General features: G+C 70.0%; 17 protein-coding genes. 7 read left to right on the top strand and 10 right to left on the bottom strand.

Translation table 11 applies throughout. The annotated features are described in order from the left end of the window. Window positions 1-211: 211 nt before the first annotated feature. Together ACIBK0_RS43775 and ACIBK0_RS43770 are read right to left on the bottom strand one after the other, a co-directional pair. Window positions 212-1,720, bottom strand: coding sequence for a glycosyltransferase family 39 protein (locus ACIBK0_RS43775; RefSeq protein ID WP_399093386.1), 1,509 nt, complete (start codon window positions 1,718-1,720; stop codon window positions 212-214). A gap of 274 nt (window positions 1,721-1,994) precedes the next feature. Then, window positions 1,995-2,420 (bottom strand): DUF3592 domain-containing protein, encoded by a 426-nt coding sequence (locus tag ACIBK0_RS43770; RefSeq protein WP_399093383.1) that lies wholly within the window; start codon window positions 2,418-2,420, stop codon window positions 1,995-1,997. 261 nt (window positions 2,421-2,681) lie between these two features. Between ACIBK0_RS43770 and ACIBK0_RS43765 the strand changes: the two genes are divergently transcribed. The 5 genes from ACIBK0_RS43765 (at window position 2,682) to ACIBK0_RS43745 (ending at window position 8,341) form a co-directional block, all read left to right on the top strand. Continuing rightward, the gene (locus ACIBK0_RS43765) at window positions 2,682-4,325 is read left to right on the top strand and encodes a penicillin-binding transpeptidase domain-containing protein (protein WP_399093380.1); all 1,644 of its coding nucleotides are present in this window, start codon (window positions 2,682-2,684) and stop codon (window positions 4,323-4,325) included. 102 nt (window positions 4,326-4,427) lie between these two features. Then, complete coding sequence (locus ACIBK0_RS43760; RefSeq protein ID WP_399093377.1) at window positions 4,428-6,101, top strand: penicillin-binding transpeptidase domain-containing protein; 1,674 nt, start codon at window positions 4,428-4,430, stop codon at window positions 6,099-6,101. A gap of 91 nt (window positions 6,102-6,192) precedes the next feature. Beyond that, window positions 6,193-6,924: a DUF4253 domain-containing protein gene (locus ACIBK0_RS43755; RefSeq protein ID WP_399093374.1), complete on the top strand. Its 732-nt coding sequence runs from the start codon at window positions 6,193-6,195 to the stop codon at window positions 6,922-6,924. Window positions 6,925-6,968: 44 nt separating this feature from the next. Further along, window positions 6,969-7,499, top strand: a complete 531-nt coding sequence (locus ACIBK0_RS43750) for a YbaK/EbsC family protein (RefSeq protein ID WP_399093371.1) — start codon at window positions 6,969-6,971, stop codon at window positions 7,497-7,499. Next, the gene (locus tag ACIBK0_RS43745; RefSeq protein ID WP_399093368.1) at window positions 7,496-8,341 is read left to right on the top strand and encodes an EamA family transporter; all 846 of its coding nucleotides are present in this window, start codon (window positions 7,496-7,498) and stop codon (window positions 8,339-8,341) included. Before ACIBK0_RS43750 ends, ACIBK0_RS43745 begins: the two co-directional genes overlap by 4 nt. 164 nt (window positions 8,342-8,505) lie before the next feature. On the opposite strand, the gene ACIBK0_RS43740 is transcribed toward ACIBK0_RS43745, so the two are convergent. The 6 genes from ACIBK0_RS43740 to ACIBK0_RS43715 form a co-directional block, all read right to left on the bottom strand. After that, the gene (locus ACIBK0_RS43740) at window positions 8,506-9,666 is read right to left on the bottom strand and encodes a serine hydrolase domain-containing protein (RefSeq protein WP_399093365.1); all 1,161 of its coding nucleotides are present in this window, start codon (window positions 9,664-9,666) and stop codon (window positions 8,506-8,508) included. Window positions 9,667-9,731: 65 nt separating this feature from the next. Further along, window positions 9,732-10,136: an organic hydroperoxide resistance protein gene (locus ACIBK0_RS43735; RefSeq protein WP_399093398.1), complete on the bottom strand. Its 405-nt coding sequence runs from the start codon at window positions 10,134-10,136 to the stop codon at window positions 9,732-9,734. Between the two features lie 202 nt (window positions 10,137-10,338). Further along, window positions 10,339-10,773, bottom strand: coding sequence for a MarR family winged helix-turn-helix transcriptional regulator (locus ACIBK0_RS43730; protein WP_399093395.1), 435 nt, complete (start codon window positions 10,771-10,773; stop codon window positions 10,339-10,341). A 113-nt stretch (window positions 10,774-10,886) separates the two neighbouring features. After that, complete coding sequence (locus tag ACIBK0_RS43725) at window positions 10,887-11,645, bottom strand: energy-coupling factor ABC transporter ATP-binding protein (protein ID WP_399093362.1); 759 nt, start codon at window positions 11,643-11,645, stop codon at window positions 10,887-10,889. Next, on the bottom strand, window positions 11,633-12,394 hold the full coding sequence (gene cbiQ, locus ACIBK0_RS43720) for a cobalt ECF transporter T component CbiQ (RefSeq protein ID WP_399093359.1): 762 nt from the start codon (window positions 12,392-12,394) through the stop codon (window positions 11,633-11,635). Before cbiQ ends, ACIBK0_RS43725 begins: the two co-directional genes overlap by 13 nt. A 1-nt stretch (window position 12,395) precedes the next feature. Further along, on the bottom strand, window positions 12,396-13,445 hold the full coding sequence (locus ACIBK0_RS43715) for an energy-coupling factor ABC transporter permease (protein WP_399093356.1): 1,050 nt from the start codon (window positions 13,443-13,445) through the stop codon (window positions 12,396-12,398). Between the two features lie 184 nt (window positions 13,446-13,629). Here ACIBK0_RS43715 and ACIBK0_RS43710 point away from each other — a divergent pair, with 184 nt between their 5' ends. Next, the gene (locus ACIBK0_RS43710; protein ID WP_399093353.1) at window positions 13,630-14,043 is read left to right on the top strand and encodes an SsgA family sporulation/cell division regulator; all 414 of its coding nucleotides are present in this window, start codon (window positions 13,630-13,632) and stop codon (window positions 14,041-14,043) included. 137 nt (window positions 14,044-14,180) lie between these two features. On the opposite strand, the gene ACIBK0_RS43705 is transcribed toward ACIBK0_RS43710, so the two are convergent. Both ACIBK0_RS43705 and ACIBK0_RS43700 read right to left on the bottom strand, forming a co-directional pair. Next, window positions 14,181-16,397 carry an MMPL family transporter gene (locus ACIBK0_RS43705; RefSeq protein ID WP_399093350.1) on the bottom strand — a complete coding sequence of 739 codons (2,217 nt, stop codon included), beginning with the start codon at window positions 16,395-16,397 and terminating at the stop codon, window positions 14,181-14,183. A gap of 141 nt (window positions 16,398-16,538) precedes the next feature. Beyond that, entirely contained in the window at window positions 16,539-17,129 is a 591-nt protein-coding gene (locus tag ACIBK0_RS43700; RefSeq protein ID WP_399093347.1) for a TetR/AcrR family transcriptional regulator, read from the bottom strand. A gap of 311 nt (window positions 17,130-17,440) precedes the next feature. Here ACIBK0_RS43700 and ACIBK0_RS43695 point away from each other — a divergent pair, with 311 nt between their 5' ends. Then, complete coding sequence (locus tag ACIBK0_RS43695; RefSeq protein ID WP_399093392.1) at window positions 17,441-20,713, top strand: S41 family peptidase; 3,273 nt, start codon at window positions 17,441-17,443, stop codon at window positions 20,711-20,713. Window positions 20,714-20,881: the final 168 nt, after the last annotated feature.

Here is a 20,881-nt window from a genome sequence, read left to right as displayed (position 1 = left end):
CGCCGCCCCCCCCCCCCCGCCCCCCCCCCCCCCCGCCCCCCGGGGGGGGGGGGGGGGGGGCCCCCCCCCGGGGGGGGGGGGGGCCCCCGGGGGGGGGGGGGGCGCGCCCCCCCCCCCCCCCCCCTCGGTCGTTATTGGCCGTTGGCGGTTGACGTCGGTCGCCTCGCACGGCGCGAGGACGGCCCAGCTCCGGCCATCGGGAGATCTGCGCTCAGTGCTTGTCGTCGCGTACGAGCAGGGTGACGGTCATCCCCGCCATCGATTGGCTCCAGGACGGCTTGTACCGGTTGCGCAGAACGTATGCCTGGCCCTGGTTGATGGCATTGAACGGGTCCGGTTCGTCACCGTGGGCCAGGAGCCAGACGCGCTGCTCGCCCTTCAGGCACCGGTCCGGCACGAAGCAGTCGATCGCGTAGAGCTGGTTGATCTCCCTCGGAGCGCTCTGCAGGAACACGTCGCGCATCTTGAGACCGCGGGGCAGGTAGTACTGGACTCCGGCGTCGAGCTTCCACGAGTGCTCACGGTCGTATACGACGGCGTCCCCGGGCCGGTAGTGCTTCGCGATCAGGTCCGCCGCGGACCTGTAGTCGAGGGGGGGCTGGAGGATGGGGCCGTCGTGGTCGAACGGCTGTCGCACTTGTCTCTGGTCGAACAGGCTGAGGACGGCCAGCACCGCGAGGAGGGCCGTTGCTGCCTTCCAGGAGTGACAGGCTGCGCTGAGGCCGGCGCCGGCGAGAAGAGCCCAGGCAGGAATGGTGAACAGCAGGTACACGGAGCGGAAGTAGGAGACGCCGCCTTGGGAGGCGAGCCACACGAGCACGGGGGGCAGGAGGGCCCAGACGGCGCACAGGAGCAGCGCAGCCCTGCGTGGCGAACGGGCCAGGAGAGCCAGGGCGATCAGCGCTCCGGCGCATGCTCCGGAGGCGAAGATGTCCCACCAGATGGAAAGGAGTGCCCACCCGTCGGGCACCGGAACCCAGCCCAGTTGGACGTTGACCTGGGACCGGCTGAGCAGGACGACCGGGGCGAGCAGGACGGCGACGGTCAGGAGGGCGAGGGCAGACTTCCACCACAGGGAGCGATCACGCCGCGCGTGGGCCGCGAGCATGCAGGCGTGGGCTGCTACGACGGACAGCGCAATCACATGGAGCAGTCCGAGGCCGACAAGCGTGAGGGCGTATGCGGCCCAGCGCCACACGCTGCGAGGGCGGTCGAGCACCTGGAGCAGCAGGAGGGTCGCGAGTGCTGCCAGGAGGACCACCAGGGCGTAGCTGCGTGCCTCCTGAGCGTAGCGGCTCACGGCCGGAACGAGAGCGAAGAGAATTCCCGCGAGAATTCCCGCCCGCGGCCCGAAAAGCCGGTTACCGAGGAGACTCAAGACGGACGCGGCTCCGGATGCGGCGAGAACCGAGGGAAGCCGCATAGAAATGGCGGAATCGCCGAACAGATTCACCCACAGGTGCATCAGCAGGTAATACGTTCCGTGCACGGCATCGACATTGTGCAGGGTGGCAAGAATCTGCGCTGTATCACGGGTCACCACGTCCCACGTGATCAGTTCGTCGCGCCCGAGTACAGGAGCAGTCAGACCGTAACCGGTCACACCGAAGGTGAGGACGAACGGCCACAGCAGCAGTTGCGTCCGGTGTCTGCTCGGTGCGGCCGCCTCTGCACTCTGGGTTGCTTCGCGAGGTGGGGGCAGCGGCGCGGTGGCTACCATCAAGATCTCCTGTGCACTGCATTGGGAACCGCTCCCTTATACACGCGGGCTGGAGAATCAGGACGGCAGACAGGTCGAGCGTTCGCCTTAATGGGCGCAGGAACAAAAGATCCGTGAAAATAGCCTTGCTTCATATGATGGTCGAATCGGCGATGCCGGGGCTGAGCCTCTGAGTCAGGAATCCTTCAGACAGGGTTCCGGGATAACACATACCGGGCGACCGAAGGCCGAGTTAATCCTGTCGAATGAGGAGCGGGCTGCCCTTTGGCCACGGTCAGAGGGTGAGCAGCCGGACCAGCAACACCGTCACCGTGCCCACGGTGAAGATCGATCCCAGCACGGTGAACAGCAGGTCGACCCCCTTCATGTCCCAGCCCTCGATCGCAAACCGGTGTGGGGCTTGCGGATCATATTGGACCGTGACGGACGCCCCCACGCCGAAGCCGCTTCTGACGGCTCCGCGGCCGAACCTGGATGAGTACTCGCACGTGCGCCCGTCCCGGGCCGTCCAGGCCGCGACCGGGTGGTAGAACGTGGCACCTTCGTCGTCCCGCCTGACCTCGTGCCGGACGATCCAAGCCTCGGCAGTGACGCCTGCGCGGCGGAGCGCCCTGGCACGGCGGAGGCCGTACACGCCGAAACCGAGGAAGATCGTGCCGATCGTCAGGGGGATGAGAGAGAAGAGCCATTCGCGTTCCATGTGGTACGCGACGCGTGCGCCGGGGCCTCGGTTGCGGTCGCGCGACGGGCTCCCCCGCGAGCGGGCTTCCGACCCCTGCGACTACCGGCACCGCAATCCCCATCAATGAATGGCGTTCACGGATGTGTCTCGACACTTGGGCCTAACGATTCGGAGAATGTCCGCCCCATGAGCCACACGCCCCACATAGGGTGCGGTGTAGACCAACTTTTCTGAACGCGTTCAGAAGTTCGGGAGAGGGGCACGGGGAGGGATCGCGCAATGCGCAAGGGGGCAAAGGCAGCCGTCATCGGCAGTGTGTTCGCCGTGATGGTGGGGGGCGCCGGGTACGGCGCTTACAACGTGGTGACCGCGATCAGCGGGGACGGCGGCTCGGGCGCGTCGGGGGCCGCCGCCGTGAAGACCGGGCCGCCGAGCAAGGCGGAGGTCAAGGAGACCAGCCGCGCGTTCTTCGCGGCCTGGGAGAAGGGCGACGCGGCCAAGGCGGCGTCGTACACCAACTACGCGACGAACGCGGAAACCATGCTGGCCGGTTACCGCACCGACGCCCACCTCACCGACGTGAGGATCACGCCGGGCACGCCGACCGGCGCGACCGTGCCGTTCTCGGTGAGGGCGAAGGTGTCGTACGACGGGAAGAGCAAGCCCTTCTCGTACGACTCCGAACTGACCGTCGTACGCGGGGACACCACCGGGAAGGCGCTGGTCGGCTGGAAGCCGTCCGTGCTCCACCCGGAGCTGAAGGACGGGGACACGCTCGTCACGGGCGAGTCGGCGAGTCCGGCGATCGAGGCCGTGGACCGCAACGACGTTGTCCTGACGAAGGAGAAGTACCCGTCCCTGGGGCCGATCCTGGACGCGCTGCGCGACAAGTACGGCGACACGGCGGGCGGCACGCCCGGTATCGAGCTGGCGATCCGGCACGGGAACGAGGACACCGGCGACACGACCCTGGTCACCCTCGCCAAGGGGCAGCCGGGCAAGGTGCGTACGACGCTCAGCGCGAGCGCGCAGGCCGCCGCGGAGAAGGCGGTCGTGCGGTACTCCGAGTCGTCCGTGGTGGCAGTGAAGCCGAGCACCGGTGAGGTACTGGCGGTCGCCAACCACCGCGACGACGGGTTCAACGCGGCGTTCCTCGGCAAGCTCGCGCCCGGATCCACGATGAAGATCATCACCGCGGCGATGTTCATCGACAACGGCGTGACCACGATGAACGGCCCCGCGCCCTGCCCGGACACCGCGACCTGGCAGAGCCAGACGTTCCACAACCTCACGGGCATGCAGGCCAACGAGAACGCCAGCCTCGCCAACAGCTTCATGCGGTCCTGCAACACGGCCTTCGTGAAGCTCATCGACGGCACCGACAAGGTGCCGCTCACCGACGAGTCGCTCACCACCGAGGCGCAGACGCGGTTCGGCCTCGGCCAGGACAACTGGAAGACGGGCATTCCGTCCTTCGACGGCAGCGTCCCCGCCTCCGCCGGCTCGGACCGCGCGGCGAACGCGATCGGTCAGGGCCAGGTCCAGATGAGCCCGCTGAACATGGCGTCCGTGACGGCGACCGCCATCACCGGCACGTTCCGTCAGCCGGTCATCGTGCCGCTCAAGCTCGACGACCGCGTGCCCGCGCAGGCGAAGGGACTGCCGACGAACACCGTCGCGCAGCTCAAGCAGATGATGCGGCTCACCGCGACGAGCGGCACCGCCACGCGTGTCATGGCCGGGCTGGGCGGTGACATCGGCGCCAAGACCGGCTCCGCCGAGGTCGACGGCCAGACCAAGTCCAACAGCTGGTTCACCGGTTACCGCAATGACATCGCGGCCGCCGCGATGACCCAGGAGGGCGGCCACGGAGGGGACGCGGCCGGTCCGATCGTCGCAGCTGTGCTACGAACCGGTGGCTGAAGTCACCCCTCAGGGGGCGGGACCCTAGGGTGGTGCTCTCGTTGAGCAGTTTGAGCAGCGTGAGGCACGGGGGCATCAGGGGACGGCGGAGGACTGGAAGCTGTGGGCAAGAGAAGGCGCGTCGCCGAGCGGCGGAAGACGAAGCAACCCGCCGTACTCGGCGGGGTGATCGCCGTGGTCGTCGTCGGCGGGGCGTTCGGCGCCTACAGCCTGTACGGCGGCGGCGCGGCGGCCGAGGACCGGACGTCGACGAGCGGCGACCACAAGACCGTGAAGACGGGCCCCTTGTCGGCGACCGAAGTACGCACGACGGCCGCGGCTTTCCTCACCGCCTGGCAGAGCGGCGACGTCGCCAAGGCGGCCGCCGCCACCGACGACTCGGCCGCCGCGACGACCACGCTCACCGGCTACGCCAAGGACGCCCACATCACCGGCGTGACGCTGACCAGCGGCAAGCGGTCGGGCGCCGCCGTCCCGTTCTCCGTCAAGGCCACCGTCACGTACAAGGGCAAGAGCAAGCCGCTGACGTACGACTCGAAGCTGACGGTCGTCCGACGCGCCAAGGACGGTGTACCGATGGTCGGCTGGAAGCCGTCCGTCGTCCACCCGGACCTCCAGGACGGCGACCGGTTGGTCACCGGCGAGTCGGGCACGCCCCCGGTCACGGCCCTCGACCGAAACGGCGCGGAGCTGACCACCGCCAAGTACCCCTCACTGGGCACGGTCCTGGACGGCCTGCGCGAGAAGTACGGCAAGACGGCCGGCGGCAAGGCGGGCATCGAGCTGCGCGTGGTCCGCAAGGCCGCGAAGAAGGGGGCCCAGAAGACCCCCGACAAGACCCTGGTGACGCTCAGCGAGGGCACCCCGGGGACCGTGAAGACGACGCTCAGCCCGACCCTGCAGGCCCTCGCCGAGGAGAAGGTGGCCGCCAAGTCGAAGGCGTCGGTCGTCGTGATGCGCCCCTCGACGGGCGAGATCCTCGCCGTCGCGAACACCGGTCACGGCTTCAACACCGCCTTCCAGGGCTCCCTCGCCCCCGGCTCCACGATGAAGGTCATCACGGCGTCGCTGCTCTTCGACAAGGGTCTGGCCTCGGCCGACAAGTCGCACCCGTGCCCCAAGACGGCGACGTACGGCGGCTGGAAGTTCCACAACGACGACGACTTCGAGATCAAGAACGGCACCTTCAAGGCGAGCTTTGCGCGGTCCTGCAACACCGCCTTCATCACCCAGGCGAAGAAGCTGGAGAACGACGACCTGACCAAGCAGGCCCAGCAGGTCTTCGGGCTGAGCATGAACAACTGGGCCATCGGCGTCCCCTCCTTCGACGGCTCGGTGCCGGTGCAGAGCGCCGCGCAGATGGCGGCGTCGCTGATGGGCCAGGGCGGGGTCCGCATGAACCCGCTGAACATGGCGTCGGTCGCCTCGACGGTCAAGGCGGGCACCTTCCACCAGCCGTACCTGGTGTCTCCGACGGTGGACCACCGCACGCTGGCCACGGCGTCCCGCACCATGTCCGCGTCCACGCTTTCCCAGCTGCGCGAAGTGATGCAGTACACGGCCGCAGCCGGCACCGCCGCCGAGGCCATGTCCGGTCTCGGCCCCGATTACGGCGCCAAGACCGGCTCCGCCGAGGTCGACGGCCAGGACAAGCCGAACGGCTGGTTCACGGCGTGGAAGGGCGACTTGGCGGCGGCGGGCGTCGTACAGCAGGGCGGGCACGGGGGTGACACGGCGGGGCCGATCGTGGCGGCGCTGCTGAAAGCCGGCAGCTAGTGCCGTTCGGATCAGGCCCTGGCCGTCCAGTTGCGGGCGCGCCTGCCTTCGGCCCAAGGGCGATGTCAGTGGGGCGCCCTACGCTCCGCGCATGACGTTCCCGCTTCCCGAGGGGCTGCCCGCCGGGCGCCTCGTCCCTGACGGCTCCCCCGTCATGTGGCAGTCCGACGAGCCACCGGCGGACCCGTTGGCCGAGTGGACGCGGTATCAGCGGCAGCAGGGCGACACCGGCCTAATGCCGGTCCTCTGCTATCCGAACCGCCGGTCCGATTCCCCCGATCTCGCCGCCGTGGACGCCGTCGACCTCGAAGGTGACCTGGAGGAAGGCTGGCGCGGCTACCCGAAGCACCGGCTCGCAGGGGACGGCCCCGGTGCCCGCTTCGACCGGTGGCCCGGCCTGGCCCGCGGCACGCTCGCCTCCTGCGGCGTGGACCCGGACGAGGCCGCGCGGTCGGCCTTCGCCCTGCTCGCGGACGAGTGGCCGTACGAGCTGTGGGACGGCTGTCTCGGCCTCGTCGCCGCCCGGCGGAGCGCCGACATCCCCGCCCTCGTCGGCTGGCGCGCGGAGGCGCCCCTCCCCGTGCTCTGCGCCCTGCTGCGCAGCTGGGAGGACCGGTTCGGGGCGCGGGTCCTCGCCGCCGTCGGGTCGACGCTGTACGTCTCCGTCGCGAGCCCGCCGCGCGACGAGCAGCAGGCCCAGCACGTGGCCCTCGAACATCTCCTGACCACGGCCGACAACATCGTCGACGACCCCCCAACGCCCTTCCCCGAGTACGCGGCGTCCCTCGTCGATGCCCCGCTGTGGCGCTTCTGGTGGGACTAGAACCCGGTCGCATGCCTCGTACACCGACCGCTAGCGTGCCGTTCATGACCGCCACCGACGAGAACGCCGCCGAAGAGCGCTCCCGCGCCGGGACCGCCGCCCATCCCCGTTTCGCCGAGGCCCTGCGGGAGTTGGGCCTCGATGAGGTGAACGGGCGAATCCGTCGCTTCCCGGACGCGACCCGCACCGCGGTCGAGGCCGCCGCCGCGATCGGCTGCGAGCTGAGCCAGATCTGCAAGTCGCTGATCTTCGCGGCGGACGGAGTGCCGGTGCTGGTGCTGATGGACGGCGCGTCGCGGGTCGACGTGGAGCTCGTCCGGCGGGAGCTGGGCGCCGAGAAGGTGACCCGGCCCAAGGCGGACGTGGTGCGCGAGACCACGGGGTACGCGATCGGTGGCGTACCGCCCTTCGGGCACCGCACCAGGACCCGTGTCCTGGCGGACCGTTCGCTGCTCGACCACGACACGGTGTGGGCCGCGGCGGGCACGCCGTACACCGTCTTCCCGATGGACCCCAAGAGCCTGATCGCCCACGCCGGCGGCACCCTGGTGGACGTGCGCGAGCCGACCGCGTGACGCCGGCCGTCACCGCGGCGGTGCTGCTCGCCGCGGTCACCCACGCCAGCTGGAACGCGATCGCGCACCGCATCAGCGACAAGCTGGTCGGGTTCACGCTGATCGCGGGCGGCGGCATGCTGATCGGTCTCGTCATGGTGCCGTTCGTGGCGTTCCCGGCGTCCGGGGCGTGGCCCTACCTCATCGCTTCCGCCGTGATCCACGTCGCGTACTACGTGCTGCTGATGCGGTCGTTCCGGCTCGGCGACTTCGGGCAGGCGTATCCGATCGCCCGCGGGACCGCTCCCCTGATCGTCACGGCGCTGGCGGCCGTCTTCGCGCACGAGGTGCCCGACGGGTGGGCCGCGTCGGGCATCGCGCTGTCCTGCGCGGGGCTGACGGGTGTCGCGCTGTGGGGGCTGCGCGGGCGGCGGCCCAACTGGGCCGCGATCGGGGCCGCGTTGGCGACCGGGGTGTCGATCGCCGCGTACACCGTCGTCGACGGGCTGGGCGTGCGCGCCTCCGGGTCCTCCCTCGGGTACATCGCCTGGCTGATGGCCGTCGAGGGTGTGGTGATCCCGGCGTACGCGGTGTACCGCCTGCGCGGTGAACTGGTGTCCGTGCTGCGGCCGTTCGCCGCCGTCGGCTTCCTCGGCGCGGCGCTCTCCGTCGCGGCGTACGGGCTGGTGCTCTGGGCCCAGACCCGCGCCGAGCTCGCCCCGATCGCCGCCCTGCGCGAGTCCTCGATCATCGTCGGCGCGGCCATCGGCGCGATCTTCTTCAAAGAACGCTTCGGAGCGCCTCGCATCGCGGCAGCGGGGCTCCTGGTGCTGGGCATCGGTCTGATGCTGCACGCGGGATAGGCCGCCGCCCGGTGGGTGGGCCGACCGGCGTGTGCAGGGTGCCGCGACAGCGTTCGTAGCTGTGGGCATGTGCGCCGCCAGGGGCGGCACGGGTGGGCACAGCGCCGCCCCATGAGCGCCGAGCTGTGCGCCCCACCCCGGCCTCAGCCCCCCAGGGCAGGAGTTCAGCCCCCGAGGGACAGACGTACGGCCCGTACCAGCGCCTGGGCCCGCGGGTCCGCCGTCACGCTCTTGCGGAAGCCGTTCGTGACGTAGCCGAAGGCGATGCCCGTGTCGGGGTCGGCGAAGCCGAGGGCGCCGCCGCGGCCGGGGTGACCGAAGGAGCCCGGGGAGAGCAGGGGCGAGGCGGTGCCGTGGAGCATGTAGCCGAGGCCGAAGCGGGTGTTGACGACGAGGACGCGGTCGGGGCCGGCGGACTGTTCGGCGCGGGCCCGCTCCACGGTGGCCGGCGTGAACAGCCGTACGCCGTCCACCTCCCCGATCAGCGCGGCGTAGAACCGGGCCAGCCCCTCCGCCGTGGCGATGCCGTTGGACGCGGGCAGCATCGCCGCCCGGTACGCCGGATCGTTCTCGTCCGGCAGTGGAGTGATCGCGGCGAAGGCGCGCCGGGTGAGGGACGACGGATCCGCATACGCCTCGGAGACCGCCCGTTTGGGGCGGGTCTTCAGGCCCCCGGGCGCCGACGGGGCCTCGACCTGCGCGACCCTGCCCACGCGCCCCGCTTCCGCCTCCGGCAGCCCGACCCACAGATCCAGTCCGAGCGGCCCGGCCACCTCGTCCGCGATCCACGCGCCGATCGAGCGCCCGGTCACCCGCCGGACCAGCTCACCGGTCAGCCAGCTGTAGGTCTGCGCGTGATACCCGTGCTCCGCCCCCGGCTCCCACGCCGGTGCCTGCGCGGCCACCACCGCGGCCGCGAGATCGGGATCCGCCGCCTCGGCCGGCGTGAGCGGACGGTCGAGAACGGGCACCCCGGCCCGGTGCGCGAGCACATGCCGGACGAGGGTGCTCTCCTTGCCCGCCGCCTTGTACTCCGGCCAGTACTGGCCGACCGGAGCGTCCAGGTCGAGTACCCCGCGCTGGGCGAGCAGCAGCAGTACGGCAGCGGCGACGCCCTTGGTCGCGGAGCGCACGATCTGCGCGGTGCCGTGCTGCCAGGGCTCGCTGCCGTCGACGTCCCGTGTGCCGCCCCACAGGTCGACGACCTTGTGCCCGTCGCGGTACACGGTGACGGCGGCGCCCCGGTCCCCGAGCGTCTCGAAGTTGCGTACGAACGCTTCCCTGACCGGCTCGAAGCCCTCGGCCACTGTGCCGTTCACGTCCACGCCCGCGCTCCCTGTCGTCACCTGTGCCAACAGTGAGTGCAACACACACCTACAGCCTTCGATTCCTAGCCCAGCAGGATCGTGACCTCGATGTTGCCGCGGGTGGCGTTCGAGTACGGGCAGACATCGTGGGCCGCGTCCACGAGCTTCGTCGCCAGGTCCTGGTCGACGACGGGGAGCGAGACGCTCAGGGCGACCGCGAGGCCGTAGCCGCGCTGTTTGTTCGGGCCGATGCCGACCTTCGCGGCGACGGTGGAGCCGGAGAGGTCGTACCCGGCGCGGCGGCCCACCAGCACCAGCGCGTTGTGGAAGCAGGCGCTGTAGCCGGCCGCGAACAGCTGCTCCGGGTTGGTGCCGTTGCCGTCGCCGCCGAGCGCGGGCGGCATCGCGACCTTCAGTTCGAGCCGGCCGTCCTGGCTGGTGACGTATCCGTCCCGGCCGCCGTGCGCGGTGGCCTCGGCGACGTACATGATCTTCGTCGGACGGGTGTCGACAACGGTGCCGTCGATCACAGCGGGACCTCCCCCAGGGCATACAACTCGGCGAGCGGAACGGCAGGCAGCACACGGGTGTGCAAGTACATCGTGCACAAGGTACCCGCCAGTACGGAGATCCGTACTACCAGGGGGTAGAAACCGTGGGTAACCCTCGATGAGCGTTCCAGGGGCGCCGTCAGCGCCCTCGCGCCGCCGCCCCTTCCGCGCGCTCCGCCAGGCGCCACAGCTCCTCCCGGAGCCGCGCGACCTCGGCCTCGCTCACGCCCGTCGCAGTCAGCAGCGCCTGCGGTACCTCCTCCGCGCGCTCCCTGAGCATCTCGCCGCGGCCGGTGAGTGCGACCAGCACGGAGCGTTCGTCGTGCGCCGACCGCTCACGGCGCACCAGCCCCGCCGACTCCAGCCGCTTGAGCAGCGGCGACACCGTGCCGTAGTCCAGGTGCAGCGCGGTCGCGAGCTCCTTGACCGTGGTCTCGCCGCGTTCCCAGAGGACCAGCAGGACCAGGTACTGGGGGTAGGTGAGACCGAGCTCCTCCAGCAGCGGGCGGTACGCGGCGGTCACGGCGCGCTGGGCGGCGTACAGCGCGAAGCACAGCTGCTCGTCGAGGAGCAGCGATCCGGCCGAGCCGGCCGAGCCGACCGTTCCGGCGGAACCGACGGACCCGACGTCGTCTAGTTTCGTCACGCGCCCATTGTTCACATGTCCGGGGTTCACGCGCCCGTGGTTCACGCGCCCATGGTCACGGAGCGCGGGTCGAACCCGAAGGGGAGCTCCAGACGGTGTGTGCGCATGAGCTCGTCGTCGGAGAGCAGTTCGCCGGTCTTCCCGTCGGCCGCGATCACGCCCTCGCTCAGGACGAGTGCCCGGGGGCACAGTTCGAGGGCGTACGGCAGGTCGTGCGTGACCATGAGGACGGTGACGTCCAACGACCGCAGGATGTCGGCGAGTTCGCGCCGTGAGGCGGGGTCGAGGTTGGAGGACGGCTCGTCGAGGACGAGGATCTCCGGCTCCATCGCCAGCACCGTCGCGACGGCCACCCGGCGCCGCTGGCCGAAGGAGAGGTGGTGCGGAGGACGGTCGGCGAAGGCCTCCATGCCGACCCGCTCCAGCGCCGCATGGACCCGCTCCTCCAGCTCGGCGCCCTTCATCCCCGCCGCGGCCGGGCCGAAGGCGACGTCCTCCCGGACGGTCGGCATGAACAGCTGGTCGTCCGGGTCCTGGAAGACGATGCCGACCTTGCGCCGGATCTCCGCCATGTGCCGTTTGCCGACCGGCAGTCCGGCCACCGTCACGCTGCCGGTGCCGCCGCTCAGGATGCCGTTGAGGTGCAGCACGAGCGTCGTCTTGCCGGCGCCGTTCGGGCCGAGCAGCGCGACGCGCTCGCCACGCCCGATGGTGAAGTCCACGCCGAAGAGGGCCTGGTGCCCGTCGGGGTAGGCGAAGGCCAGTCCGGCCACTTCCAGAGAGGGGGTCACAGCGTCCATCCCAGCAGACATACGACAAGGGCGGCGAACGGGAGGGCGAGGGCGTACGACCATTGCGCCCGGGATGCGGTCACCTCGTCGATGACCGGCATCGAACCGGCATACCCCCGGCTCACCATGGCGAGATGCACGCGCTCCCCACGTTCGTAGGAGCGAATGAACAGCGCGCCCGCCGACTTCGCGAGCACCCCCCAGTGCCGCACACCACGGGCCTCGAAGCCGCGCGACTCCCGTGCGATCCGCATCCGCCGTATCTCGTCCGTGATGACGTCGCCGTACCGGATCATGAAGGAGGCGATCTGCACGAGCAGTGGCGGGAGCTTCAACCGCTGCAGACCGAGGAGCAGTTCGCGCAGTTCGGTGGTGGACGCGAGGAGTACGGAGGCGGCGACGCCCAGCGTTCCCTTGGCGAGCACGTTCCAGGCGCCCCACAGGCCATTGACGCTCAACGACATGCCCAGCACGTCCACCCGCTCGCCCTCCGCCACGAACGGCATCAGCACGGCGAAGGCGACGAACGGGATCTCGATCAGCAGCCGTCGGAGCAGGAATCCGGCCGGTACGCGGGCCTTGTACGCGACCGTCGCCAGCAGCGCGGCGTACAGCGCGAACGCCCACATCGCCTCGCGCGGGGTGGAGACGACCACGACCACGAAGGCGAAGGCCGCGGCGAGTTTGGTGTGCGGTGGCAGGGCGTGCACGGGCGAGTGCCCGTGCCGGTAGAGCCGGTGGGCGTGACCCGCGCCCACGTCAGACGCTCTCGGGGAGGGAGACGGCAGACGCGTCGGCGCTGCGGCGCCTGCGGATCGCCCAGAAGACGCCACTGCCCGCGACGACGGTGACGCCGACGCCGATCACGCCCGCGAGGCCGCCGGAGATCCGGGCGTCGGAGATGTCCTTGACGCCGTAACCGGCGAGCGGGGAGTCCTCCGTGGCGTGCTTCTCGACCCTCTGGTCGATGCCCTTGTCCTTGGCGACCTTCTCCAGGCCGTCGGGGCTGGCGGAGGCGTAGAAGCTGACGAATCCGGCGAGGACGAGGGAGGTGACGAGGCCGGTGATCCACACCTTGCGGTGCGAGGAGCGGCCGGCGACGGGGGCGACGGTCGTGGGGGCGTCGACCAGTTCCCCGTTCACGCGCAGTTTGAGCTGCTGCTGGAGGCCGCGGGCGCCGTACACGAGGTCGGGTCGTACGGCGATGACGGCGCCGACGGTGAGCGCGGTGATGGCGGCCTCGCCGATGCCGATGAGGACATGCACCCCGATCATGGCGGTGGCGACCTTGGAGATCGCGACGTCGGTGGTGCCGCCGATCGCGTAGATGAGGGTGAAGGCGACGGCGGCGGCCGGGACGGAGAGCAGCGCGGAGACGAAGGCCGCGACGGTGATGGAGCGCCGCTTGCGCGGAAGCACCTTCACCAGGCCCCGGAAGACGGCGTACGAGACGACCGTGGTCACGATCGCCATGTCCGTGATGTTCACGCCGAGCGCGGTGAGGCCGCCGTCCGCGAAGAGGATGCCCTGCATCAGCAGGACCACCGAGACACAGAGGACGCCGGTGCAGGGGCCGACGAGTATCGCGGCCAGCGCGCCGCCGAGCAGATGTCCGCTGGTCCCGGCGGCGACAGGGAAGTTCAGCATCTGTACGGCGAAGATGAAGGCGGCGACCAGGCCGGCGAGCGGGGCGGTTCGCTCGTCGAGTTCGCGGCGGGCGCCGCGCAGGCTCACGGCGATGGCACCGGCGGCGACTACTCCGGTGACCGCGGAGACCGGGGCGTTGATGAATCCGTCAGGCACATGCACCGTTCGATGATAGTGCCTTGTTGCGAATAGCTTGCAAGAGCGAGTCACTCACGAATAGCCCTGCGGGCGCGTCCTGGAGGATCGCACCGATTGATCCGGAAGCGTTTTCCGTGAGATGTGCGACATTGGAATGGTGACGGATTCACAGATTCCACACAGCTAACGCAGCGTAAGGAGTCGGTTCATGTACGCCGTCGAACAGTACGCCCGCGCCCATATCGTCACCGACACCGCCGACTCCCCCGAGGACGAGCATCGAGCCGTCCCGGTGGCCCTCCGTTACGACCCCGAGGGCGATTCCCGCCAGGTGCACATCACCTTGCCCGGCCCCCATGAGTGGGTGTTCCCCCGTGAGTTGCTGGAGAAGGGACTGCGCGTCCCGGCGAGCAGCGGAGACGTCCGCGTCTGGCCGTGCGGCCGGGTGCAGACCGTCCTGGAGTTCCACTCACCGGAAGGGGTGGCGGTCGTACAGCTCGACTCGAAAGCCCTGATGCGTTTCCTGCGTCGGACGTACACGGCGACGACGCGCACGACAGCGTCCGCGGGCCTGTCAGCCACTCCGGTCGGACACGGCGCGACATCGCGCGGGCGCGGCTAGCGAGACGGCCACATACCGCTCGACGCGGGGCCGAGCGGGTCGGTCGGCGACTTCACAGACCGGGAAAAGCCCGATGAATGCCGGTGAGGCGCCCCACGCGCGCGTGCGTGGGGCGCCTCACCGCGGTTGAGGCGTACTCAGACCCGGGCCAGTGCCCGATCGTCGTCCTCGTTCATAGACTTCCTGTCGAGCGCCCGCAGGCCCTCGCCCTCGACGTCGACGTTCGGCAGCGCGCGGTCCAGCCACTTCGGCAGCCACCAGGCCTTCTTGCCCAGCAGGGCCAGGACGGCCGGAACGATCGCCATGCGCACGATGAACGCGTCGAAGAAGACGGCGATCGCGAGGCCGAAGCCGATCATCTTGATCATCGACTCGCTGGAGCCGATGAAGCCGGAGAACACCGCGATCATGATGACGGCCGCCGCCGTCACCACCCGCGCGCCGTGCTTGAAGCCGGTCACGATGGCCTGACCGGGCTTCTCCCCGTGGACGTACGCCTCGCGCATCCGGGTCACGAGGAAGACCTCGTAGTCCATGGCGAGACCGAAGACGACGCCCACCATGAAGATCGGCATCATCGACATGATCGGGCCGGTCTCCTCGACGCCCATGAGGCCGGACAGCCAGCCCCACTGGAAGACCGCGACGACTGCGCCGAGCGCGGCCATCACCGAGAGCAGGAAGCCGAGGGCCGCCTTCAGCGGAACCAGGATCGAGCGGAAGACCACGATCAGGAGCAGGAAGGCGAGGCCGACCACCAGCGCCAGATACGGGATCAGCGCGTCGTTGAGCTTCTGCGAGAAGTCGATGTTCATCGCCGTCGTGCCGGTGACGAGCACCGTGGCGTCGGTGTCCGCCTTGACGTCGGCGCCGTCGTCGCGGATCGCGTGCACCAGGTCCTCGGTCTTGACCGAGGAGGGCTTGGAGTCCGGGATCACCGTGATCGTCGCGGTGTCGCCCGCCTTGTTGGGCGCCGGCGGGGTCACCGTCACGACGCCCTTGAGGTCCTTGATCTCGTTGCGCACCTTGGTGAACGCCGCCTTCGGGCCGTCGCTCGCCTTCGCGTCGACGACGACCATCAGCGGGCCGTTGAAACCGGGCCCGAAGCCCTCGGACAGCAGGTCGTAGGCGCGGCGCTGCGTGGTGGACGTCGGCTGCGAACCGTCGTCGGGCAGACCCAGTTCGAGCGAGGTCGCCGGAATCGCCGCCGCACCCAGACCCACGACGCCGAGCAGCAGGACGGCGAGCGGACGGCGCACGACGAAGCTCGCCCAGCGCGTGCCCATGTTGGGCTTGCTCTCCTTCTTGGCGGAGCGACCGCCGCCGAGCAGCTTGCTCTTCTTGCCGGCGGGCTGCACCTTGCGGCCCGCGTACCCGAGCAGCGCGGGAATCATGGTCAGCGCGATGAGTACGGCGATGGCGACCGTGCCTGCCGCAGCGACGCCCATCTTCGTCAGCATCGGGATGTTGACGACCGACAGGCCCACCAGCGCGATCACGACCGTCAGACCCGCGAAGACCACCGCGGAGCCCGCCGTGCCGACGGCCCGCCCGGCCGCCTCCTCACGTTCGCGGCCCTCGGCCAGCTCGGCCCGGTAGCGGGAGACGATGAACAGCGCGTAGTCGATGCCGACCGCGAGGCCGATCATCATCGCCAGCGTCGACGTGGTGGTGCCGAGGTCGAGCGCGTTGGCGAGGGCGGTGATGGTGGAGACGCCGATGCCGACACCGATCAGCGCGGTCAGCAGCGGCAGCCCGGCCGCGATCAGCGAACCGAAGGTGATGACGAGCACGACCGCGGCGACCGCGATACCGATGACCTCGGTGGATCCGGTCTCGGGCGTCGCCTGGAGGGCGTCACCGCCGACCTCGACGGTCAGCCCGGCATCCCGAGCTTCCTGCGCGGTCTCCTTCAGGGCGTCCTTCGAGGAGTCCTTCAACTCCATCCCGGAGACCTTGTACTTCACCTGCGCGTAGGCGATCGAGCCGTCCTTGCTCACGGCCTTCGCCTTGAAAGGGTCGGTGACGGAGGTGACTTCGGAGCCGTCGCCGAGCGCCTTGACGGTCTTCTTGACGGTGGCCTTGTTGTCCTTGTCCGACATCTTCTCGCCGCTGGGCGCCTTGAAGACCACCCGCGCGGTCGCTCCGTCGGCGCTCATGCCGGGGAAACGGCTCTCCAGCAGGTCGAAGGCCTTCTGCGCCTCGGTGCCGGGAATCGAGAAGGAGGACGCTCCCGCGGTGGGCGCGGAGGCGGCGCCGACGCCCGCGAGCGTCAGCAGTGCCACCCAGATCAGGGCGACGAAGTGCCGTCGCCTGAAGGCGAGTCGGCCGAGTTTGTAGAGGAACGTGGCCACGAGGGCGTTCTCCCGGTCAGGTCGTGGGATGGCAGGGGCTGGTGTGATCACCCGAGTGGGGGCAGGGGGGATCAGCCCGACGACGTGAGCGGTCGCGCGTCAGGTGCAACAGGTGGGTATTACAGGTGAGTTGGCGGAGGTTCAGACACCGAGGGCGGGGAAGACCACGGCTTCGAAGTACTTGCGGAGGAACTCCTGCGTCGGTGGCAGCTCGTCGATGAACGTGCGGGCGGCGAAGCCGCCGATCACCATGTGCAGCACGTAGTCCATCGCGGGGTTGTCCGGACGGATCTCACCCCGGTCGACGGCGCGCTGGAGCACCTTGCGCATCTCCACGATCTCCGGCTCGATGAGCAGTTCACGGAAGGCCTTGAGGAGATCGGGGTTGGAGTGCACCGCCATGGCCAGGGCCCGCATCAGCGCGGAGTTCCGCTCCATGACGCAGTCGTCCTCGCGCGCCAGCAGCGCGAGGAAGTCGCCCCGCAGGGACCCCGTGTCGATATCGGCGATGTTGACCGGCTTGCTGTGCCGCATCGCCCTGACGACCAGTTCGGCCTTGCTGCCCCACTGGCGGTAGAGGGTGGCTTTGCTGGACTTGGTGCGCGCGGCGACGGCATCCATGGTCAGCGCGTCGTAGCCGACCTCCCGGAGCAGGTCGAGCACGGCCGCGTACAGCTCGGCCTCGCGCTCCGGCGTGATCCGACTGCGTCGCGCCGTCGCGGTCTCAGTCATCGCACTCACCTTCTCCTGCTCCGCGCCCGGAGCGGCAGGGCTCCGAACGACACGGTTTCGTACGTCTCTTGCGTACGTCTCCGAAGATACCCTGAGAGCCAACGAAACGAAACCGTTTCGTACGTGTTCTGGGTCACCGGTCCGTTTTCACTGGTTGCCGAGGCCCTTCGAACGGAAAAGCCACGAGTTGCCAGGGCCCGCCGGCAAAGCTACGAGTTGCCGGGGCCCGCCCAGCGGAAAAGCATGGGTAGGTGAGCGACGAGCACGAGCAGGCGACGATCGACGAGCACGTGATCACCGACGAGCAGGCGATCACCGACGAGAACGCGACCGGCGCGGACCACGCACCCGGATACCTGCGCTTCCCGCACCTCAGCGGCGACCTGTTGTGCTTCGCGGCCGAGGACGACCTGTGGCTGGCCCCCCTCGTCGGGCCGGGCCGCGCCTGGCGGGTCACCGTGGACCGCACCAAGGTCGGCCATCCCCGCTTCTCCCCCGACGGCCGCCACATCGCGTACACGAGCTGGCGCAGCTTCGTCCCGGAGATCCATCTGGTGCCGGTGGCCGGCGGTCCCGCCAGGCGGCTCACCTACTGGGGCAGCGCGGACACCCAGGTCTGCGGCTGGACCCCCGACGGCGACATCCTCGCCGTGGCCTCGCACGGCGAGCCCTTCTCGTACTTCACCTGGGCCTACAAGGTCCCCACCAACGGCGACCCGGGCGGCAAGATGCCCTGGGGCCCGGTCTCGCACATCGCCACCGCCGACATCGACGGCGAGCGCAAGACCCTACTGCTCACCGGCACCCCGCCGCACGAGCCGGCCTCCTGGAAGCGGTACCGGGGCGGAGCGATGGGCCGGCTCTGGATGCACGGTCAGCAGCTGCTCGCCGACCTCGAGGGCCATCTCGCCTGCCCCATGTTCGTCCGCGACCGCATCGCCTTCCTCTCCGACCACGAGGGCATCGGGAACCTCTACTCGTGCGCGTACGACGGCTCCGACCTGCGCCGGCACACCGACCACGACGCCTTCTACGCCCGGCACGCCTCCAGCGACGGCACCCGGGTCGTCTACCAGTGCGCCGGCGACCTGTGGATCGTCGACGACCTGTCCGCCGAGTCGATCCCGCGCCGCCTCGACGTCCGTCTGGGCGGACCGCGCGCGGGACGCCGTACCTACCAGGTGCCGGCCACCCAGAACATCGACAGCATCTCCGTGGACGAGACGGGCCGCGCGAGCGCCGTCGTCGTACGCGGCAGCCTGTACTGGCTCACCCACCGCGAAGGCCCCGCCCGCACGATCACGGACACCCCAGGGGTACGGGTCCGGCTCCCCGAGATGCTCGGCTCGGGCGGTCAGGTCGCCTACGTCACGGACGCGGAGGGCGAGGACGCCGTCGAGATCGCGTTCCTCCCGCGCGCCAGCGGCGACCGCGAGCCGCGCCGGCTCGCCTCCGGGGAGCTGGGCCGCGTACAGGAGCTGGTGTCGGACCCGCAGGGCGAGCGCCTCGCGATCGCCTCGAACGACGGGCGGCTGCTGCTGCTCGACGCGAGCGAGGAGTCCGGGGGAGGCGAGGTCACCGAACTCATTCGGTCCATCAACGGGCCGGTGAGGGATCTGGCCTTCTCGCCGGACGGGGCGTGGCTGGCGTGGTCGCACCCGGGCATCGGCCGCTCCCTGCGCCAGATCAAGATGGCGCGGATAAAGGACCGCCTGATCGTCGACGTCACCAACGGTCGCTTCGAGGACGAGAACCCGGTGTTCACCCGGGACGGCCGCTATCTGGCCTTCCTGTCCTGGCGCGGCTTCGACCCGGTGTACGACGTGCACACCGGGGACCTTTCCTTCCCGCTCGGCTGCAGGCCCTATCTGGTGCCGCTGTCCTCCGCGACCCCCTCCCCCTTCGCGCTGAACCCCGAGGGGCGTCCGGTCGCCGGGGGCCTGGACCCGATCGAGGACGAGGCGGGCGACAGCGGCATGGCGACCGTCGAAATCGAAGGCCTGGAGAGCCGGGTGACCCCCTTCCCGGTCACCGCTTCCAAGTACTCGGCGCTGCAACCGGTCGCGGGCTGCGGCCTCGTCTGGCTGCGCTGGCCGATCTCGGGCGCGCTGGGCGAGACCTTCGTGAACCCGGCCGACCTGTCGGGCCGCCCGACCCTCGAGTACTTCAATCTCGGCAAGGCGAAGAAGTCCGAACTCGTCGAGCATCTGGACTGGTTCTCGGTGAGCGGCGACGGCACCCGGCTGGTCGTCGTGGACGAGGGCGACCTGCGCGCCGTCCCCTCCACCGAGGCCGGCGACAGCGACACGACGGTCTGGATCGATCTGCGCCGTATCCTGCACACCGTGAACCCGCCCGCCGAATGGCGTCAGGCGTACGCGGAGGCGGGCCGCATCATCCGGGACTACTTCTGGGAACCTCACATGTGCGGCATCGACTGGGACGCGGTGCTCGCGCAGTACCGTCCCCTGGTCGAACGGGTCGCGTCACCGGACGAGTTCGCCGACCTGCTGCGCGAGGTGCTGGGCGAACTGGGCACGTCCCACGCGTACGTCTCCGCCGCCCGCCGCAACGAGGGCCCGCCCCACTACCAGCGCTGGCAGGGCCTGCTGGGCGCCAACTTCGTCCGTCGCGACGGCAGCTGGATGATCAAGCGGATTCTCCCCGGCGACTCGTCCGACTCCAAGGCCCGCTCCCCTCTCGCCGGTACGGGTATTCGCGAGGGTGCGGTGCTCACCCACGTCGACGGCCGTCCCGTGAACCCGGTGACGGGCCCGTATCCCCTCCTGGCCGGCGCGGGCGGTACGACGGTGGAGCTGACGTTCACCCCGGCGGAGGGTGAGGGCCGCTCGCGCCGGGTCGCCGTGGTGCCCCTGATCGACGAACGGCCCCTTCGCTACCAGGACTGGGTGGCCAAACGGCGTGAAGTAGTACGGGAGTTGAGCCACGGCATGTGCGGGTATCTGCACATCCCCGACATGGGCGGCTCGGGCTGGGCCCAGTTCAACCGCGATCTGCGCATGGAGCTGTCCCGGCCCGCGCTGATCGTGGACGTACGCGGCAACGCGGGCGGCCACATCAGCGAGCTCGTCGTGGAGAAGCTGACACGCAAGATCCTGGGCTGGGACCTGACGCGCAACGCCCAGCCGGTGTCGTACGCGTCGAACGCGCCGCGGGGACCGGTGGTCGCCCTGGCGGACGAGGCGACCTCGTCGGACGGCGACATGATCACGGCGGCGTTCAAGCTGCTGAAGCTGGGCCCGGTGATCGGCCAGCGCACCTGGGGCGGCGTCGTCGGCATGACCGGCCGCCACCGTCTCGGCGACGGCACGGTGATCACGGTTCCGATGAACGCGGCCTGGTTCGACGCGTACGGCTGGTCCATCGAAAACCGGGGTGTCATCCCGGACTTGGAGATCCTCCGCACCCCCCTCGACTGGGCCGAGGGCCGCCACGCCCAACTCGACGACGCGATCCAACTGGCCCTCGACCTACTGAAGTCCAACCCCGCGGCATCCCCACCGGACTACTCACAGGTCCCGGACGGCACGAGACCGAAACTCCCGCCGAGGCCCACGAACTAGCCGTTGGCGACCGCCAGGTAGGTAGGTGGTAGCCGAACCGCCACCGCTGTGCCGCTGTGCCGCTGTGCCGCTGTGCCGCTGTGCGCAATCGTCGCGCGCACTGTGCTCAATCGTCCCGCAGGGCGATGCGCGTCCCGCAGGGCGATGTGGATCCGCCCAGCAGCAGCC

This window comes from Streptomyces sp. NPDC050564, from assembly GCF_044457265.1.
Lineage (GTDB): Bacteria > Actinomycetota > Actinomycetes > Streptomycetales > Streptomycetaceae > Streptomyces.
Note: the sequence above shows the minus strand (reverse complement) of the source record. Positions and strands in the feature narration are given on the sequence as shown.

Bases quoted from the DNA above. Each gene is read 5' to 3' on its own strand.
- ACIBK0_RS43775 (WP_399093386.1), bottom strand. From the start codon at position 1,720: ATGGTAGCCACCGCGCCGCTGCCCCCACCTCGCGAAGCAACCCAGAGT.
- ACIBK0_RS43770 (WP_399093383.1), bottom strand. From the start codon at position 2,420: ATGGAACGCGAATGGCTCTTCTCTCTCATCCCCCTGACGATCGGCACG.
- ACIBK0_RS43765 (WP_399093380.1), top strand. From the start codon at position 2,682: ATGCGCAAGGGGGCAAAGGCAGCCGTCATCGGCAGTGTGTTCGCCGTG.
- ACIBK0_RS43755 (WP_399093374.1), top strand. From the start codon at position 6,193: ATGACGTTCCCGCTTCCCGAGGGGCTGCCCGCCGGGCGCCTCGTCCCT.
- ACIBK0_RS43750 (WP_399093371.1), top strand. From the start codon at position 6,969: ATGACCGCCACCGACGAGAACGCCGCCGAAGAGCGCTCCCGCGCCGGG.
- ACIBK0_RS43735 (WP_399093398.1), bottom strand. From the start codon at position 10,136: ATGTACGTCGCCGAGGCCACCGCGCACGGCGGCCGGGACGGATACGTC.
- ACIBK0_RS43725 (WP_399093362.1), bottom strand. From the start codon at position 11,645: ATGGACGCTGTGACCCCCTCTCTGGAAGTGGCCGGACTGGCCTTCGCC.
- ACIBK0_RS43710 (WP_399093353.1), top strand. From the start codon at position 13,630: ATGTACGCCGTCGAACAGTACGCCCGCGCCCATATCGTCACCGACACC.
- ACIBK0_RS43700 (WP_399093347.1), bottom strand. From the start codon at position 17,129: ATGACTGAGACCGCGACGGCGCGACGCAGTCGGATCACGCCGGAGCGC.